This window comes from Bordetella sp. (assembly GCF_051960075.1).
Taxonomy (GTDB): Bacteria; Pseudomonadota; Gammaproteobacteria; order Burkholderiales; family Burkholderiaceae_B; genus Bordetella.
The window spans coordinates 18030-35886 of sequence record NZ_JBQCER010000028.1 but is presented as its reverse complement, the minus strand read 5'-3'; the positions used below and the strand labels follow the sequence as shown (position 1 = coordinate 35886).

At 64.9% G+C, this 17857-nt stretch carries 18 protein-coding genes; 5 read left to right on the top strand and 13 right to left on the bottom strand.

The genetic code is table 11. The features are described from left to right. Positions 1–92: 92 nt before the first annotated feature. The 12 genes from ACTHJ1_RS03585 to ACTHJ1_RS03530 all read right to left on the bottom strand — a co-directional run bounded on the left by ACTHJ1_RS03585 (position 93) and on the right by ACTHJ1_RS03530 (position 12196). Positions 93–1811, bottom strand: a complete 1719-nt coding sequence (locus tag ACTHJ1_RS03585; RefSeq protein WP_440187780.1) for a methyl-accepting chemotaxis protein — start codon at positions 1809–1811, stop codon at positions 93–95. Between the two features lie 280 nt (positions 1812–2091). Next, complete coding sequence (gene hpaI / locus ACTHJ1_RS03580; RefSeq protein WP_440187777.1) at positions 2092–2895, bottom strand: 4-hydroxy-2-oxoheptanedioate aldolase; 804 nt, start codon at positions 2893–2895, stop codon at positions 2092–2094. A gap of 10 nt (positions 2896–2905) precedes the next feature. Further along, positions 2906–3721, bottom strand: a complete 816-nt coding sequence (gene hpaH, locus ACTHJ1_RS03575) for a 2-oxo-hept-4-ene-1,7-dioate hydratase (protein ID WP_440187774.1) — start codon at positions 3719–3721, stop codon at positions 2906–2908. Next, positions 3721–4158 (bottom strand): 5-carboxymethyl-2-hydroxymuconate isomerase, encoded by a 438-nt coding sequence (locus ACTHJ1_RS03570; RefSeq protein ID WP_440187771.1) that lies wholly within the window; start codon positions 4156–4158, stop codon positions 3721–3723. Before ACTHJ1_RS03570 ends, hpaH begins: the two co-directional genes overlap by 1 nt. A gap of 7 nt (positions 4159–4165) precedes the next feature. Next, positions 4166–5089 (bottom strand): 3,4-dihydroxyphenylacetate 2,3-dioxygenase, encoded by a 924-nt coding sequence (gene hpaD, locus ACTHJ1_RS03565; protein ID WP_440187768.1) that lies wholly within the window; start codon positions 5087–5089, stop codon positions 4166–4168. A 2-nt stretch (positions 5090–5091) separates the two neighbouring features. Next, positions 5092–6552, bottom strand: a complete 1461-nt coding sequence (hpaE, locus tag ACTHJ1_RS03560; protein ID WP_440187765.1) for a 5-carboxymethyl-2-hydroxymuconate semialdehyde dehydrogenase — start codon at positions 6550–6552, stop codon at positions 5092–5094. Between the two features lie 41 nt (positions 6553–6593). Then, positions 6594–7361, bottom strand: a complete 768-nt coding sequence (locus ACTHJ1_RS03555; protein WP_440187762.1) for a fumarylacetoacetate hydrolase family protein — start codon at positions 7359–7361, stop codon at positions 6594–6596. Next, positions 7358–8032 (bottom strand): fumarylacetoacetate hydrolase family protein, encoded by a 675-nt coding sequence (locus ACTHJ1_RS03550; protein WP_440187759.1) that lies wholly within the window; start codon positions 8030–8032, stop codon positions 7358–7360. The genes ACTHJ1_RS03555 and ACTHJ1_RS03550 overlap by 4 nt, the downstream gene beginning before the upstream one ends. Positions 8033–8199: 167 nt before the next feature. After that, positions 8200–9159, bottom strand: a complete 960-nt coding sequence (locus ACTHJ1_RS03545) for an MBL fold metallo-hydrolase (protein ID WP_440187756.1) — start codon at positions 9157–9159, stop codon at positions 8200–8202. A gap of 55 nt (positions 9160–9214) precedes the next feature. Continuing rightward, positions 9215–9520: a DUF2783 domain-containing protein gene (locus ACTHJ1_RS03540; RefSeq protein ID WP_440187753.1), complete on the bottom strand. Its 306-nt coding sequence runs from the start codon at positions 9518–9520 to the stop codon at positions 9215–9217. A gap of 12 nt (positions 9521–9532) precedes the next feature. Then, a complete protein-coding gene (locus ACTHJ1_RS03535) occupies positions 9533–11236 on the bottom strand; it encodes an FAD-dependent oxidoreductase (protein WP_440187750.1) in 1704 nt (567 codons plus the stop codon). A gap of 177 nt (positions 11237–11413) precedes the next feature. After that, entirely contained in the window at positions 11414–12196 is a 783-nt protein-coding gene (locus ACTHJ1_RS03530) for an IclR family transcriptional regulator (protein ID WP_440187747.1), read from the bottom strand. Positions 12197–12265: 69 nt separating this feature from the next. Between ACTHJ1_RS03530 and hpaR the strand changes: the two genes are divergently transcribed. After that, on the top strand, positions 12266–12715 hold the full coding sequence (gene hpaR, locus ACTHJ1_RS03525) for a homoprotocatechuate degradation operon regulator HpaR (RefSeq protein WP_440187744.1): 450 nt from the start codon (positions 12266–12268) through the stop codon (positions 12713–12715). A gap of 88 nt (positions 12716–12803) precedes the next feature. On the opposite strand, the gene ACTHJ1_RS03520 is transcribed toward hpaR, so the two are convergent. Further along, the gene (locus ACTHJ1_RS03520) at positions 12804–13487 is read right to left on the bottom strand and encodes a PepSY-associated TM helix domain-containing protein (protein ID WP_440187741.1); all 684 of its coding nucleotides are present in this window, start codon (positions 13485–13487) and stop codon (positions 12804–12806) included. A gap of 173 nt (positions 13488–13660) precedes the next feature. Here ACTHJ1_RS03520 and ddpX point away from each other — a divergent pair, with 173 nt between their 5' ends. Genes ddpX through ACTHJ1_RS03500 form a run of 4 tightly spaced genes read left to right on the top strand, consistent with a single transcriptional unit; the run spans position 13661 to position 17834 of the window. After that, complete coding sequence (gene ddpX / locus ACTHJ1_RS03515; protein ID WP_440187738.1) at positions 13661–14227, top strand: D-alanyl-D-alanine dipeptidase; 567 nt, start codon at positions 13661–13663, stop codon at positions 14225–14227. A gap of 39 nt (positions 14228–14266) precedes the next feature. Beyond that, positions 14267–15877: an ABC transporter substrate-binding protein gene (locus ACTHJ1_RS03510; RefSeq protein WP_440187735.1), complete on the top strand. Its 1611-nt coding sequence runs from the start codon at positions 14267–14269 to the stop codon at positions 15875–15877. Then, complete coding sequence (locus ACTHJ1_RS03505; RefSeq protein ID WP_440187732.1) at positions 15874–16908, top strand: ABC transporter permease; 1035 nt, start codon at positions 15874–15876, stop codon at positions 16906–16908. The genes ACTHJ1_RS03510 and ACTHJ1_RS03505 overlap by 4 nt, the downstream gene beginning before the upstream one ends. Next, positions 16905–17834, top strand: coding sequence for an ABC transporter permease (locus ACTHJ1_RS03500; RefSeq protein WP_440187729.1), 930 nt, complete (start codon positions 16905–16907; stop codon positions 17832–17834). Before ACTHJ1_RS03505 ends, ACTHJ1_RS03500 begins: the two co-directional genes overlap by 4 nt. Positions 17835–17857 lie beyond the last annotated feature (23 nt).

The window sequence follows — 17857 nt, the reverse complement described above, 5'->3', positions numbered from 1 at the left end:
CACACGGGATTTCCCATTTCGGCAGCAAGTATACGTATGACTTCTTTATCGGCCTATCGGCATCAACACGCCGGGTCCGGTCTCGCGCATCGTTAAAAAGACTCCCAGGCCGCTTCCTTGTCTTGCGCCGCTTCCTTCGCCGCGGCCGCTCCGGCAGGCGCCGCCAGCTGCTTGACGGGTTTGGGCGATTTAAGCGGCCTGGCAGCCGACGCCGCGGCAGGTTGCGATCGCGCCATGGCAATGGGCTTGGCGCGGGCCGCCGGCTGCGCGGCGCCGCCGGCGAACTTGAAATACGACACCGCACCCGTCAGTTCTTGCGCCTGCTCCTGCAGCGATTGCGCCGCCGCGGCCGCCTGCTCCACCAGCGCCGCGTTCTGCTGCGTCATCTGATCCATCTGCGACACCGCCGTCCCGATCTGATCGATGCCGCGGCTCTGCTCGTCCGAGGCGCTCGATATTTCCGACACAATCTGCGATACGTTGCGGATGGACTGCCGGACCTCGCCCATCGTCGCGCCCACCTGCGAAGCCTGCTTCGCGCTGTTCTCGATAAGCGCCACCGACGACCCGATCAGTTCCTTGATCTCCTTGGCCGCCGACGCCGAGCGCTGCGCCAGCGTGCGCACCTCGCTGGCCACCACCGCGAAGCCGCGGCCCTGCTCGCCCGCGCGCGCCGCCTCCACCGCTGCGTTCAGCGCCAGGATGTTCGTCTGGAATGCAATCCCTTCGATGACGCCGGTGATGTCCGAAATCTGGGCCGAGCTGCTGCTCACCTCTCCGATCGTACCCACCATCGCCTGCACCGCTTCGTTGCCCGTATCCGCGAGATTCGCCGCATTGCCCGCCAGTTCATTGGCTTGGCGCGCGTTGTCCGCGTTCTGTTTCACCGTCTCGGTCAGCTGCGTCATGCTCGCCGCGGTCTGTTCGAGCGAAGCGGCCTGCTCTTCGGTGCGCGAGGACAGATCCATATTGCCGCTTGCGATCTGCGCCGACGCCGTCGACACCGATTCGGCCGAGATCTGGATGCTGCGAACCGTCGCCGTCAGTTGCTCGTCCATTTTCTTGAGTGCTGCGAGCAGACGACCGAACTCGCCCCCGACATCGACGGTCAGATGGTTGTCCAGCTTGCCTCCCGAGATTTCCGACGCGACCCGGACCGCACGATCCAGCGGGCGCGTGATGGCGCGCAGCAGCCAGATTCCCGCCAGCAGGCTGGCCACCACGCCGACGACGATCAGGGTCAGCGCGATCGCTCGGATGTTTCCGTAGACCGTATGGCTTTGGGACACGCTGGCCAGGGCCTGGCGCCGATTGATTTGCATGTCTTCAATAATGGAATCGCTCAGGGCTTTCGTCATCGGAAAATCCTGCGCCATTCTGTCTTTCGCAGCGCTCACCATCCCCGCCTTGGCCGCCGCCGCAATGGCGTCCGCCGAGACAAAAAACAGCGGCATATCCGTATTGATTTTGTCGGCGACGGCTTTTTCTTTGGCGTCGGAAACTTTGTCGGGGTAATACGACTTCCACGCTTTCAGCATTTGCGCCTGGTCTTGCTTTATGGCGGTCGCAAATGTCATCTGGGCACTGGGATCGTTGTCGCTCAGCATATGAAGATATTGGACCCGCATGTCCAGCTGGGCGCTGCGCACGGTATCCAGCGCGACGATGGGCTCGATATTGCTGTCGAACATCTCGACGATCAACCCGTCGACCTGGCGCAATCCGAACAACGCAAAAATGCCGATGACGATCATCAGCAAGATGCTGATGAACACGGTGATATTGATTTTGAAACGTACGGTTTGAAACATGCTCCTCACCTCTATTTCGTAAAGCACCCGAAAGGCGCTTGAATCTCGAGAATGAAACGGCTGCATGCGAGCTTGATCCTGCTTTGTTGTTATGCGTTTTATTTAATGTATTACAAATAAATATTTATTTACAAATTTTTAGGAAAAACAACCCTGAGGCATCCAGGCAGTGCCGAGCACGCGCCTGCGTTCGAGGCTTGAGATACGTGCGGAATCGATCCCCCAAAAAAAACCCGCAGGAAACCTGCGGGTTTGGCCGTTGACGGCAGAACGCAAGGGCTCAGTATCCCGGCGATGTGGCTTCGGCCTCTCCCGCTCCGCCCTTGAAGGCCTGCGCCAGCTGGCTGGCCGTGCGAACCAGCATGGACGAATCCACGCCCACGGCCACGAACAGCGCGCCGGCGGCAAGATATTCGCGCGCCAGCGCCGGATCGGTGCAGAGAATGCCCGGCGCCTTGCCCGCTCGCAGAACGCGAGCAACGCCGTCGAGCATGGCCTTGCGCACCTCGGGGTGCGTGGCCTGGCCCAGGTAGCCCATCGACGCCGACAGGTCGGACGGCCCGAAGAAAACGCCGTCCACCCCCGGCACCGCTGCGATCTCGTCCAGGTTCTCGAGCCCGGCGCGCGTTTCGACCTGCACCAGCACGCACATTTCATCGTCGGCCTTGTGCGCGTAGTCTTTGATCTGGTTCCAGCGCGACGAGCGCGCCACCGCGTTGCCCACGCCGCGTATGCCCTTGGGCGGATAGCGCGTGGCGGCGACCATCAGCGCCGCCTGCTCGGCCGTTTCGACCACGGGAATCAACAACGTCTGCGTGCCGATCTCCAGAATCTGCTTGATCAGGTGCACATCGCCGATGACCGGCCGCACGATGGGATGCACCGGATAAGGCGCCATGGCCTGCAATTGCCCCAGCATGCTGCGCACGTCGTTGGGCGCATGCTCGCCGTCGATGAGCAGCCAGTCGAAACCGGCGCTGGCCAGCCCTTCGGCGACGTAGGCGTCGGCCAGCGTGACCCACAGGCCGATCTGCGGCCGGCCGGCCTTGAGCGCGGCCTTGAACGTATTGCGTGGCATTTCCATGTTGGCGTCCTCAGACAAAGCGGAATTTCAGGGTGCCGAGCGGACCGTAGTCGGCTTCGAAACGATCTCCCGGTCGCGCGGCGACGGGGCGGGTAAACGAGCCTGCCAATACGATCTGGCCCGCCTGCAGCGACTCGCCCCAGGGCGCGAGCTTGTTGGCGAGCCAGGCGATGCCCACGGCAGGATGGCCCTGCACGCCCGCAGCCAGACCGGTTTCTTCGACCGCGCCATTTTGCCGCAAAATGGCGCCGCACCAGGGCAGGTCCACTTGCGCGGGCGCGACGCGCCGGCCGCCCACCACCACGCCCGCGTTGGCAGCGTTGTCGCTGATGGTGTCGTACACCTTGCGCATGGCCTTGGTGTGGCGGTCGAACTGCTCGATGCGGGCGTCGATGATCTCGACGGCCGGCGTGACGTACTCCGTGGCGGCCAGCACCTGATCGACGGTGACGTCGGGCCCCTGCAGCGGCGCATCGAGCACGAAGGCCAGTTCCACTTCGACCCGGGGAGCGATGAAGCGCGAGGCCGGAATGTCCAGTTCCTTGCCAGGCTCGCAGGTGAGCAGCATGCTGTCGAGCAGCGTGCCGTAGTCCGGCTCGTCGATCTGGCTGCTGATCTGCATGGCACGCGAGGTCAGGCCGATCTTGTGGCCGATGACGCGGCGGCCTTCGGCCCGCTGCATGGCCACCCAGGCACGGCTGATGCGGTAGCCGTCCTCGATCGTCATGCCGGGATAGCGGCTCGAAAAATGCTCGACCTGCACACGGCTCTTTTCCGATGCATAAAGCTCGCCGGCCAGCGTCCGGATCAGCGCGTCGTCGAACACTAGCGGGCTCCTTTCTGGAAGAGGTCGTGCAGATTGCCGAATTTGGCGTCGTAGACTTCAGCCCCCACGTCGATCTGAAAAGTCAGCCCGACTCGCCGCGCCTGTTTCAACGGGGCAAGCAGTTCGCGCGCCGCCGCGGACACGACCTCGCCGACGCGCTGCTGCGTCGCCTCGCTGCGGCCGCGAGCCATGCGCAGATTGAAATACATGAATCCGTAGTCGCCCGATTCGCCGGCCGCGGGGCCGGCCCGGCCGCCGTCGGACCCCCCGAAATGCGGCGCGGGGGAATCCCGGCCACGTGTGCCGCCGATGGGAAACACCGGCTTGCCGTCGTCATCCTCGACCGAATTCATGGCGTCGGCCAGGCCGCGGCACACGGCCGTCATGTCCAGATCGCGGTCCAGGTTGCCGGAATACAGAATCACCAGATGGGGCATCGTCAACTCACAAACGGGTTATGGCCTGAAAGCCCTCGGCGCCGCTGGCCTGCGCCTTGGGGATCGCGCGGCCGTCCTGGGGGGTGACCGGCAGGACGGCGTTGATCTGTCCGGTGGCGGACGAACCGAAGTACGGCGTCACCACTTGCGCCCTGCCGTCGTAGGCCGACCAGCCCAGCGCCCCCAGCAGCATGGCAGTGTCGTGCATGAAACCCTCGCCATGGCCCTTGACCGCGTACTCGGGCAGCATGGCGCAGAAATCGGCCCATTCTCCGGCTTGCCACATGCGCACGACGTCCTGATCCAGCCGCTCCAGAAAGGGGCTCCAGACCCGATCGGCATATTGGGGCGCAAGTCCGTTCTGCGCGAAGCGGTGCGACAGCGACCCGCTCGCCAGAAAGGCCACGTTGCCGTCGTAGTGGTCTTCCACGGCGCGCCGCATGGCCCAGCCCAATCGGGCGCTGTCGTTCAAATAGTGGCTCGTGCACAGCGCGGACACGCAGATGGCCTTGAAATGCAGGTCCTCGTTCATATAGCGCATGGGCACCAGCGTGCCGTATTCGGGAGCCAGCGTTGTGGCGTCATGAGCCAGCGTCTCCACGCCCCAGTCGTTGCAAGATTGCGCCAGCAGTCGGCCCAACGCCGGGTTGCCCGGAATCTCGTACGGCATGTTGCTGATGAAATGCGGCAGCTCGTTGCTGGTGTACACCCCCTTGAAGTGCGGGGCGCAATTGAGGTGATAACCGGCATTGACCAGCCAATGCGTATCGAACACCACGATGGTGTCCACGTCCAGCGCGCGGCAGCGCCGGCCGATTTCCTTGAGTCCGTCTATGGCGGCTTGCCGACTGCCCTTGCGCGGACCATCCAGCTCGCTCAGGTACAAGGAAGGCACGTGCGTGATCTTGGCGGCGAGCGCGAGCTTGCCCATGGTCAGGCTCCCCAGTGCGGGATGTGATGACTGCCCAGCGACACGGCCACGTTCTTGGGCTCGCAGAAGACCTCGTAGCTCCAGGTACCGCCCTCTCGCCCGGTGCCCGACGCCTTGGTGCCGCCGAAGGGCTGGCGCAGGTCGCGCACGTTCTGGCTGTTGACGAAGCACATGCCTGCCTCGACGCTCGCCGCCACGCGATGAGCGCGGCCGATGTTCTCGGTCCACACATAGCTGGACAGGCCGTACTGAATGTCGTTGGCCAGCGCGATGGCGTGGGCCTCGTCCTTGAACGGGATGAGGCAGGCGACGGGGCCGAAGATCTCGTCCTGTGCGATCTTCATGCGGTTGTCCACGTCGGCGAAGACCGTCGGCGCCACATAGTTGCCCTTCTTCACTCGGTCCGGTAGACCGGCGGGCGCATCCAGGCCGCCGCACAGCATCGTGGCGCCCTCTTTCGCGCCCAGCTCGATGTAATGGCGCACCTTGGCCAGGTGGGCCTGCGAGATCATGGGGCCGATGATGGTCTTTTCGTCCAGCGGGTCGCCCACCGCGATGCGTTTGGCGCGCTCGACGAACTTCTCGACGAAGGCGGCGTAGACGCTTTGCTGCACCAGGATGCGCGAACCCGCGGTGCAGCGTTCGCCGTTGTTGCTGAAGATCATGAACACGGCAGCGTCCAGCGCGCGTGCCATGTCGGCGTCCTCGAAGACGACGAAGGGGCTCTTGCCGCCCAGCTCCATGCTGAACTTCTTCAGGCCCGCCGCCTGCACGATGCGGTTGCCCGTCGCGGTCGAGCCGGTGAACGACACGGCGCGCACGTCCGGGTGCGCCACCAGCGGCTCGCCGGCGTCGCGTCCGTAGCCGTGGACCAGGTTGAGCACGCCCGGCGGGATGCCCGCCTCCAGGGCCAGCTCGCCCAGGCGCGCTGCCGACAACGGCGAGAGTTCGCTCATCTTGAGCACGGCCGTGTTGCCGAAAGCCAGGCACGGCGCGACCTTCCAGGTGGCCGTCATGAAGGGCACGTTCCAGGGGCTGATCAGGGCGCAGACCCCGACCGGGTGGAACAGGGTGTAGTTCAGGTGCGTAGGCGTGGGATAAGTGTGCCCGTCCACGCGGGTGCACATCTCAGCGAAGTAGTAGAAGTTGTCCGCCGCGCGCGGCACGAGCTGCTTGCCCGTCTGGGCGATGACCTGGCCGCAGTCGTTGGTTTCGGTCTGCGCGATTTCGGGCACGTGTCGGACGATCAGGTCGCCCAGCCTGCGTATCGCCCTGGCGCGTTCCGTGGCGGGCGTATCGGCCCACCTGGGAAACGCGGCCTTGGCCGCGGCGACGGCCGCATTGACCTCGTCCTGCCCGCCCGCGGCCACTTCGGCCAGCACTTCCAGCGTGGCCGGATTGATTGTATCGAAATAGCGCTTGCCCGCGATGGGCCTGCCGTCGATCAGATGCTCTATGCGCATGGTTGCTCCTTGATTCCGCTCGCGTCCGATGACTGCCCGCTTCAGCGGCCGAAGACGTCGTCGCCGACGATGATGTTTTGCAGGGCCCCGATGCCGTCGATCTCGCACACGACCTCGTCGCCTTCGTCGACGTTGACCACGCCGTCCGGCGTCCCGGTCAGAATAACGTCGCCGGGCAGCAGCGTCATGAAGCCGCTGAGGTATTCGATCAACGCCGGAATGTCGTTGACCATATGGGCCGTCGTGCCTTGCTGGGTGACCTTGCCGTTGACCCGCGTGCGCAAGGCCAGCTTGTGCGGATCGGGCACGTCGGCGGCATCGACCAGCCACGGTCCCATGCCGGTGCAGGTGTCGCGGTTCTTCACCCGCAGATTCGGGCGATACCAGTTTTCGAGATAGTCGCGGATGGCATAGTCGTTGCAGACGGTGTAGCCCGCCACGTGCGCCATGGCGTCGGCCGCCTTCACATTTTTGGCCGGCTTGCCGATCACCACGCCCAGCTCGCACTCATAGTGCATGAAGACGGCGTCCCTGGGACGGCGGGTCTGCGCCCTGTGGCCGACCACGGCGCCCGGCCCTTTGAAGAAAACGAGCGGTTCGTCCTTGCCGGTCACGGTGAGCTCTTTGGAAAGCTCCTTCACGTGATCGGCGTAGTTCAGGCCCAGCACGATCAGCGTGCCGACTTCGATCGGCGGCAGCCACACCACGTCTTCTTCGCGCAGCACCCGGCCATCGGCCAGGCGCAGCCCCGCTTCATGCGGCATCGCGGCGTGTATGGCGCCGCCGTAGGCCACGCGTGCCGTCTTCATTGCGCACCTCCGTGCAGTTCGCCCATGCCCGGCGCGCCGACGACGAATGTCTGGCCCCGGCCCAGCAGGGGCATGTCGGGACAGGTCCCCAGCAGAAGCAGGTCTCCCGTCGACAGGGTCATGAATTCAGTGACTTCGGCCAGCAGTCGGGCCGCAGGCCGGACCATGTCGGCCATGGAGACCGTGGCCTGCGCGTCGCCGACGCGCACGGACAAGGTCATGCCGTTGGGATCGCCGATTTGCGCGAGCGGAACGATGCGCGGCCCGATGAAGCACGACGCATCGCGCGCCACGAAAGGCGCCGACGGGCGGTAGAACGTGTCGTGCGGCACGGTCAGATCGGCCACCAGCACCAGGCCGGCCACATGATCCAGCGCGGTTTGCGTTGTGACGCGACAGGCGGCGCGCCCGATGACCAGGCCTGCGGTCGCGCCGAGGCGCATGGCCTGAAAGCCATCGGGGATGGCCGTGCGCTGCCCGTCGAAAGCCAGCGTGTTGCGCGGCTTCATGTACAGCACGGGCCCCTTGGGAGGCGCCTTGTAGGGCGGCTGGTTCACCGCGTCCCCGAGACGCGCCAGGGCGGATCGCTGATTCAGCAAAGGTCCGTACACCACGCCGCTCAGGCGATAGGGCGGGTCGTCGTAGAGCAGGGGCGGACGCGCAAAAGTCATGGTCGATACCAGCCAGTGAATTGGCCGCCCTGCCGCGACGGCGCGGATCAGGACGCAATATAGATAACATGTTATCTATATTGTCGGCTTCGACGGGCCCGCTTGTCAACGGGCAGCGAAATGTGCCCGGTCGCAGCGTGGCGAATTGCCCCGCCCGGGGCAGAGCATCAGCTCTGCAGGGCGTCCCACATTTCCTTGTCGCGCTGCGCCGTCCAGATGCGGGGATGCTTGATCCCGCTGGCCTCATCATAAGCGCGGGACACGTCGAAGGGCAGGCAATGCTCGTAAATGAAGACCTGTCCGAACTTCGGATCCATGGATTTGCGGGTCAGAGCCATGGACCCCTTCAAATCGAGCTTTTGCTTGACCGCTTCCCGACCGCTCTGCAGCAAGGTCGTGACGAAGTCGCGGGTGTAGTCCAGGCCCTTGCCGACTTCCTGCGGCGTGATCAGCGCCGGGCCGCGGCCCGGAACCAGCTTCTCGGCGCCGAAGGCGCGCAGGGCTTCCAACGTCGCGGGCCATTCTTCCAGCTGGGCGTCGCCGCAATAGCAGGCTGCGTCGTACTCGACCAGGTCGCCCGAGAACAGCACCTTCTGCGACGGCAGCCAGACGATGGTGTCGCCCTTGGTGTGGCCCGGGCCCACGTGCGCGATGCGCACTTCCAGCTTGCCGAGAAAGAGCGTGATCTCCTTCTCGAAGACCAGCGTGGGCCAGGTCAAACCGGGCACGGTTTCGACGCCGGCGAACAGCCGCGGGAAGCGTTCGATTTCCGACTTCATGTCGGCTTCGCCGCGCTCGACGATCATCTCGTAGGTGCCGCGACTGGCGATGACCTGCTCGGCGCCTTCCTTGAAATAGGCCGAAGCGCCCAGCACACGCACGGCGTGGTAGTGCGACAGCACCACGTATTTGATCGGCTTGTCCGTCACCGAACGGATCTTGGCGATGAGGTCCTGCGCCATGGCGGGCGTGGCCGTGGTGTCGACGATCAGCACGCCGTCGTCGCCGATGATCACGCCCGAGTTGGGATCGCCTTCGGCCGTATAGGCGTAGGCGTTTTCGGATAGTTGGGTCCAGGTGATTTTCTTGGCTTCCAGGTCGGCCTGGGAAGCAAATGCCTTGGCCATGAGGATTCTCCGTCGCGTTTGCGTGAATAAAGGCTGGGTGAAATGAAAAGACCGGTCAGATGATCGCTGCTCTGGCTTGTTCCAGCACGCGCGCGAGTTGCACGCTATCGCCGACGTGATTGGCCAGAAGCAGAAGAAATTTGGCGTCGTACTCGCTGCGATTGTCCGCGGCCGGCCCGTCGGCTGCGATGCCTGCCGCCTCTTGCAGTACTTTTTTATCGCCGATCAGATCCGACAGCAACGCCACGGCGCGGGCGTTCAGGGCCAGGCTCTGCGCATCGGTCAGGCCGGCGTGGGTTTCGATCAGGCGCTCGTAGAACGCATCCGGATCGGCGATGTTCAATTCGATGTTGAGGTTCATGACCACTCCCGCTCAGTGCTGACGCTTGCCGATGGCGCGCTCGAGGGCCGCGATCGCGGCGGCCTCGTTCCAGGCGCGCCGGCGCGCGCACAAGTGCTGGTCCGGCCGCAGCAGGTAGAAGGATCCGGCCTTGGCGTCCAGGCGACGGGCCAGCACGTCCTCGGTATCTTCGATCGCGGCAATGCCTTCGGGCAAGTCCGCTTCGTTCTGGCTGGCGCCCGGCTCGAGCACCAGCAACAGGTCCAAGGCCACGCCCGGATATTTGAACGCAGCCAGGCGCCGGCCGGCGGCGAGCGGCGTTTCGCCATTGCCGCAGAAATACAGGCCCGCGAAGGCACTGCCGGAAATCCGCTCCAGGAACCACGCATCCCTTCCCTGCGATCGGATGGGCGCATCCGGGCTCGGCGCGCCGGGCACCACACAGGTATCGAATGCATCGCCCGCTTCGTCCGGCGTGTTCAGCGCCGAGTCGCGCAGCACCGCCGGCACGGACAGGCGGCCGCTGTTGACCAGGCGCCGCGCGAACGGACACGTGCGCGCCAGCTTGAGCGTGGCATCGCGAAAAAGGCGCGAGACCGGGCTTTTGGGCGTGATGAAGTCGGTCGAGCGCGTGGAGTTCAGGATGTTCTCGTCCGCCGCATATTCACGCTCGGACGCATAGGTATCGAGCAGGGCGTCCGGCGCAATACCGTCAAGCACAAGTTTGAGCTTCCAGGCCAGGTTGTCTGCATCCTGGATGCCGCTGTTCGCGCCGCGCGCGCCGAAGGGCGATACGCCGTGCGCCGAGTCGCCGGCGAACAGCACGCGGCCGTGGCGAAAGCTGTCCATGCGCAGGCATGAAAAGGTATAGACACTGACCCATTCGAGCTCGAACTCCACGTCTTTGCCCAGCAGCGCCTGGATGCGCGGGATCACGCGCGCGGGATCTTTTTCCGCGACTGGATCGGCGTCCCAACCCAATTGAAAGTCGATGCGCCAGACGTCGTCGGGCTGGCGGTGCAACAGCACCGACTGGTTGGGATGAAACGGCGGATCGAACCAGAACCAGCGTTCGGCCGGGAACGGCGCTTTCATCTTCACGTCTGCGATCAGGAAGCGGTCTTTGAAGGTGCGGCCATGGCTTTCCTGGCCCAGCGCCTTGCGCAGCGCGCTGCGCGGGCCGTCGGCGGCGACGACGTAACGCGCGTCCAGCGTGTAGCGGCCCTGCGGCGTGGCAATGGTCAGCGTGGCACGGTCGGCGTGCTGTTCGACACCGATGACTTCGTTCTTCCAGCGTATGTCGATGGTGTCGAATTGGGCGGCGCGTTCGGCCAGATAACCTTCGACGTAGTACTGCTGCAGATTGATGAAGGCCGGACGCCGATGGCCGGTTTCGGGCAACAGGTCAAAGGCGTAGACCTGCTCGTCGCGCAGAAACACTTTGCCGACGTTCCAGCGCACGCCCTTGTCGACCATGCGCTGGCCGCAGCCCAGACGATCGAAGATTTCCAGCGTGCGCTTGGCGAAGCAGATGGCGCGAGAGCCCGTCGATAGCGTGTCGTCGTTGTCCAGCAAAACCACCGGCACACCCTGCTGGGCCAAGTCGATGGCGGCGGCCAGGCCGATGGGCCCCGCCCCCACGACCGCCACGGGATGCACGTGCCCGGGCGCCTCGTCGACATGCCGATAGGCGAACCGCAGCTTCTGATAATCGACGTCGGCCTCGGATTTGCCCATGTCTCGCTCCGATTTGTTTTTATACATTGTTTAATTGGTTAAATAATAACGAATTAAATCGGGTATAGGCAAGATCCAAGGCGCGAGGCGATTTCCGGCCTGCAGGCCGGCGCGCGAGCGCGGCGAACGCCGTCGCTCTCGCGGCAAGACCTCGAATGGAACAGGAAGCGTGCCGGGCTAGCCGGCGATATAGCCCAGGCGCGCGGACACGTCGGCCGCGCACTTGCCCAGCGCCGACGCCAGCTCGCCGTCATGGGACGCGTCGACCGAGCCGCTGGGGCCGATGAGCGTGATGGCCAGGACGATGTTGCGGCTGTGATCGAAGACCGGTGCGCTCAAGGCGCTGACGCCGACGACGGGGTCGTCGATGCTGCGGGCCAGGCCGTGTCGCCTGACGTCGGCCAGGCGCGCATCGATTTCCTGGCGTGTGAATTGCCGCCGCAGAGCGCCTATCTGCAAGGCGCCGGCCTCTTCCAGCGCAATCAGCGCCTGAACCGTCGCGGCCGGAAGATAGGCGGCGAAGATCTGCCCCGTGGCGGTCTGCAGCAAGGACATGACCGTGCCGGTGCGCATGGTCACGTGGATGGCATCGGTCGCAGGATGGATGTGCACGATGGTCGGCCCCTGGCTGCCCGCCGTCGCCAATGCGACGGTCTGCCCGAAACGCGACAGACGCTCGTCCACCAGCGGGATCGCCGTGCGCACCGGGTCGGAACGCTGCAGGCTGATGAGACCCATCTGCAGGGCGAAGGGACCGAGTTCGTAACGCCCCGACGAAGCATCCTGCTGGATCAGCCCCAGATTGCAGTAACTGACGAGATAAGGATGCGCCTTGGCGGGCGCCATGCCCGCCTTGCGCGCGAGATCTCCCAGCAGCATGGGGCCGCCATGGTCGACCAGCGCGCGCAGCAAAGCGCCGCCGACCTCGATGGACTGAATACCTCTACGTTCTCTGGCCATGGGAATCGCGCTGCAATCGAAGCCGCAATGATACTGCCCCAAGCGCCCGCCCCTTGCTAACATGGCGGTATGAAAGCTCCCTTCCATCACCGCAATCTGCCGCACCTGCTGCTGTACGCGCGGGAAACGCTGATGCAGCATTTCCGTCCCGTGCTGAAAGAAGCGGGGCTCACCGAACAGCAATGGCGCGTGCTGCGCACCTTGAGCGAGACCGGCGCCATCGAGCCCAATCAAATCGCCAGGCATTGCCAGCTCCTGGGGCCCAGCCTGACCCGCATCCTGGCCGGCATGGAAGAGTCCGGGCTGATCGTGCGTGCGCGCTCGAGCGAAGATCAACGACGCCAGCAAATCTCGCTTACGGCCAAGAGCCGCAAGCTGATCGATCGCATGCGGCCCAAGATCGACCAAAAGTATCAAGAGCTGGAAGCCATGATAGGCAAGCCCTTGCTCGACCGCCTGTATCGCGACATCGACGAGGCGGTCACGCTGGTCAGACAGGACAAAGAGACTTCCGTTTAGACAAGGCCTTGCCTACGTTGAAAGCGCCGCCCGTTCTGAACGGCGGCGCAGTCGCGTTCGCCGCGAACGCGCCCAGGCAGGCACGGCCTTATAGCGTCACGGCAGTCGCCGCCAGCATCGCCGCCACCGACGCCGCGAACACCGTCGCGCCCACCAGTTTCTTGCGCTCGAGTTCGGTCCACAGCAATAGGCCCGTGAGCGACAGCAGAACCAGACTGCCGGCGATGGTGTCGGACAGCAGAACCCAGACCATGCCGACCCCGTCGGCGCGGTGCAGATTCTCGATCACACCCAGCCAGCCCGGCACCATCTGGCGCGCCGAAACCTGCCGCGTAACAGGGGTGTAATCCGCCTGGATCAGGTATTGCGGCGTGCGAAAGCGCATCTGCCAATGCTCGGGCATCTGCACTGTCTGGCCCCCCCAGGAGACCGGCTGGCCGGCGACGCGAGCGACATGCTCCACAGGCTTGATCAGGTTCCATTCGTGCTGCAACCAGGCTGCTACGTCCGCCGGAACCTGCGGCACCGTCTCGGGCACTTGCATGCGGATGCTGGTGACGACCGGCGCGGGCGTGTCGATCTTCATCACCGCGCGATGGTTTTGAAAGAAGCCGCTGATGCCGAACATCAAGCCCATTGCCGCGCCCCAGAGCCCCAGCCAGCCATGCGCCTTGCGCAGCCATTTGATGAAAACGCCGCGCCGCGCGGCAGCGCGCGGCCCCGTTCGCCGGGACGCCGACGATGCCAGGACGGCGGACGGAGGAAATGTCATGGATGCCCAAGGAAAGAGAAGTTTATTATTAATATTGAGAATCAATATCATTTCTAATGATAGCCAACTCAGCGGAGGAATGCCAGTCGATCCTTGAAGACCTGTACCATCGGCATACGATTCTCCTTAATCGCCCGAGCAGCGCGCAGACGCGCGTCGACCCCTCTTTTCTCATGCGCATCGACTCACTCGTCCACATCACCCCCCAAACCCACGGCGTCGAGATCGACCTGGCTTACGCCACGGCCGACAACATCACCGGCAAACCCATCTACCGCCAAGCCCATTGCCTGCTGCTGGCCCAGGCCGAAGCGGCCTTGCGCCGCGCCGTGGACATTGCCGCACAGTCCGGCTGCACTCTGCGCATCTTCGATGCCTACCGGCCACCCGGGGCGCAGCAGGCGCTGTGGGACTTCCTGCCCGATGCGCGCTACGTCGCCGACCCCAGACAGGGATCGAACCACAGCCGCGGCGCGGCGTTGGACCTGACGCTGATAGACGCCGACGGACAGGCGCTGGACATGGGCACGGGCTTTGACGACATGACCCTGGCATCGGCCCATTTCCACGCCGGACTGCCGCAAGCGGTGCAGCGCAACCGCCTGCTGCTGCTGGGCATCATGCATGCGGCCGGCTTCACGCACATCGCCAGCGAGTGGTGGCACTACGAACTGCCGGGCTCGCGCGATGCCCTGCCCTTGATCGAAGACGGCGCCGGCCATACGCTACGCCTGATGTAGGCTTACCCTCTGGTTTTCACAACGTCACTCGGAGCTCTCATGAAACTGGCATTCGGCGCGGCATTGCTACGTTCGACAACCCTGGCCTGTGCGCTGGCGACGACTCTGGTCGCCTTCCAGCCGGCACAGGCCGGCACTCCCAAGGACATGCTGGTGATGGCCACCATGCTCGACGAGTTCTCGACCCTGGATCCGGGCGAAGTCTACGAGTTGATGCCCGAGGAATACGTCGCCAACACCTATGACCGCCTGGTGCGGGTCGATCTGGCCGACCCATCGCACTTCAAGGGCGACGTGGCGCGGTCGTGGACTGTGAGCACCAACGGGCTGACCTACACCTTCAAACTGCGGCCGGGCCTGAAGTTCCATTCGGGCAATCCGCTCACTGCCGACGACGTGGCATGGTCCATCCGGCGCTGCGTGCTGCTCGACAAGGGTGCGGCCGCGGTGCTGCAGGGCATAGGCCTGACCACCGCCAACGTGAAAGAAAACGTGCGCAAGATCGACGACGAGACGGTCAGCATCACCACCGACCACGTCTACTCGCCGACCTTCGTGCTCAACGTGCTGGGCGCATGGCCCGCCTCGGTGGTCGACCGCAAGCTGCTGGAGCAGCACGAGCAGAACAACGACTTCGGCAACGCCTGGCTGCGCACGCACGAGGCCGGCTCGGGCATCTTCAAACTGGTCAAGTGGACCGCCAACGACAGCCTGATACTGCAGCGCGACGACGCGCACGCCGACCCGGCGCTGCTCAAGCGCATCGTGCTCAAGCACGTGCCCGAGACCGCCGGACAGCGCCTGCTGGTTGAAAACGGCGATGCCGACATGGCCCGCAATCTGGGCGACAACGACATCGATGCCTTGGCAAAAAGCGGCAAGGCCAAGTCGATGGCCGTGCCGCAAGCCACATTGCTCTACCTGGGCCTGAACGTGAAGAACCCCTACCTGGCCAAGCCCGATGTGCAGCAGGCCATCAAATGGCTGATCGACTACCAGGGCATCCAGGACCACATCGCCAAATACACCTACAAGGTCCACCAGACTTTCCTGCCCGAAGGCTTCCTGGGCGCGATCGACGACAACCCCTACCATCCCGACCTCGCCAAGGCGAAGGCGCTGCTGGCCAAGGCGGGCCTGCCCAAGGGCTTCAAGGTGACCATGGACGTGCGCAACGGCTACCCCTATAGCGACATCGCTCAGGCGATACAGGCCAACCTGGCGCAGGCCGGCATCCAGGTCGAGCTCATCCCGGGCGACAACAAGCAGACGCTGGCCAAATACCGCGCGCGCAAGCACGACATCTACATCGGCGAATGGTCGGCCGACTACATCGATCCGCACAGCAACGCGCAGGGCTTCGCCTGGAATCCCGACAATTCCGACAACTCCCCCTACAAGATGCTGGCCTGGCGCAACGGCTGGAACATCCCGCAGCTGACCAAGGAAACCGACGCCGCCCTGGCCGAGCCTTCGGCGCAGCGCCGCGCCCAGCTCTACGAAATCATGCAGAAGCAGATGCTGGCGAACTCGCCCTTCGTCATCATGTTCCAGCGCGTCTCGGAGGTGACCATGCGGCCGGGCGTGAGCGGCATCGAAGTCGGCCCGATCAACGATCTGGTGTCGTACCGTCATCTGACCAAGCAATGAGGCTGGGCAAGGCGGCGCTACGCTGGACGGGCCGCGCCGGCGGCTGGGTGCTGACGCTGGCCGCCACCTTCACCGGCCTGCTGGCCGTGACGTTCTTCATCGGCCGCAAGGTGCCCATCGACCCGGTGCTGGCCGTGCTGGGCGATCACGCTTCGGCCAGCGCCTACGCCGCGGCGCGCGCGCAGATGGGGCTGGACCGGCCGCTGGCGGTGCAGTTCGCCCTGTATGTGCGCGACGTGCTGCACGGCAATCTGGGCACGTCGCTGCTCACGTCCAATCCTGTGCGCGACGACATCCTGCGCGTGTTCCCCGCCACGCTCGAGCTGGCAACGCTGGCAACGCTTATCGGCATTCTGGCGGGGGTTCCGCTGGGCGTGGCGGCCGCGACGCGCCACAACCGCGCCGTCGACCATGTGGCCCGCTTCGTCGGTTTGATAGGCAGTTCGATGCCGGTCTTCTGGCTGGGCCTGATGGGGCTGCTGCTGTTCTACGCCAAATTGCACTGGGTGGCCGGCCCCGGCCGCATCGACCCGGCCTACGACGGCCTGGTCGACACGCGCACCGGCAGCCTGCTGATCGACGCCTTGCTGGCAGGAGATTGGGATGTCTTTCGCAATGCGCTGGCGCACATCGCGCTTCCGGCTTGCATCCTGGGCTATTACTCGGTGGCGTACCTGAGCCGCATGACCCGCGCCTTCATGCTCGAGCAGCTCAGCCAGGAATATATCGTCACCGCGCGAGTCAAGGGCGTGCCCGAGCGGCGCGTGGTGTGGCGCCATGCCTTCGGCAACATCGCCGTGCCGCTGCTGACCATCATTGCGCTGGCCTACAGCAATCTGCTCGAAGGCTCGGTGCTCACCGAAATCGTCTTCTCCTGGCCGGGCATCGGTTCGTACCTCACCGGCGCGCTGATGAACGCCGACATGAGCGCCGTGCTGGGCAGCACGCTGACCATCGGCGCCCTGTTCATTCTCATCAATCTGATCACCGACATGCTGTATCGCGTCTTCGACCCGCGGGTGCGGACATGAAGCCCGCCGCCGATACGTTGGCGAGCGCGGGCCGCCGCGCCTGGCTCCTGAGCGCCGAGCCCGCCTCGCGCGCACAGGCGATGCTGGGCCAGGCCTATCGGCGCTGGCGCCGGCTGGCCGCCAATCCCGTGACGCTGTGCGGCCTGGTGGTGCTGGCGCTGCTGGCGCTGGTTGCGCTGATCGGCCCTCTGCTGCCGCTGCAGGATCCGCTCAGGCAGGTCCTGGCCGATCGTCTGTTGCCCCCCGGCAGCCCAGGCCACTGGCTGGGCACCGACGAGCTCGGCCGCGACATTCTCTCGCGGCTGGTGCACGGCGCGCGCCTGACGCTGGCCATCGCCGTGCTGGTGGTCCTGGTGGTCGTGCCCATCGGCCTGCTCATCGGCACCGCCGCGGGTTTTTTCGGCGGCTGGGTCGACCGTGTGCTGATGCGCCTGACCGACATCGCGCTGGCTTTCCCCAAGATCGTGCTGGCCCTGGCGCTGGCCGCGGCGTTGGGGCCCGGCGTGTTCAACGCCGTGCTCGCCATTTCGGTCACGGCCTGGCCGGCCTATGCCCGGCTGGCGCGCGCCGAGACTCTGCGCCACGCGCGCGCCGACTTCATTCATGCGGCCCGCATGCAGGGCGCCTCTCGTCTGCGCCTGCTGCTGCGCTACATCGTGCCGCTGTGCGCCTCATCGGTAATCGTGCGGGCCACGCTGGACATGGCGGGCATCATTCTGAGCGTAGCCGGGCTGGGCTTTCTGGGTTTGGGCGCGCAGCCGCCCAGCCCGGAATGGGGCTATATGGTGGCCTCGGGGCGCAACGTGCTGCTCGACGCCTGGTGGGTTTCCACGCTGCCCGGACTGGCCATCCTGATCGTGAGTCTGGCCTTCAATCTGCTGGGCGACGGCTTGCGCGACGTCTTCGATCCGCGCCATGGAGATTGAACATGCGCCGCCGCATCCGAAGG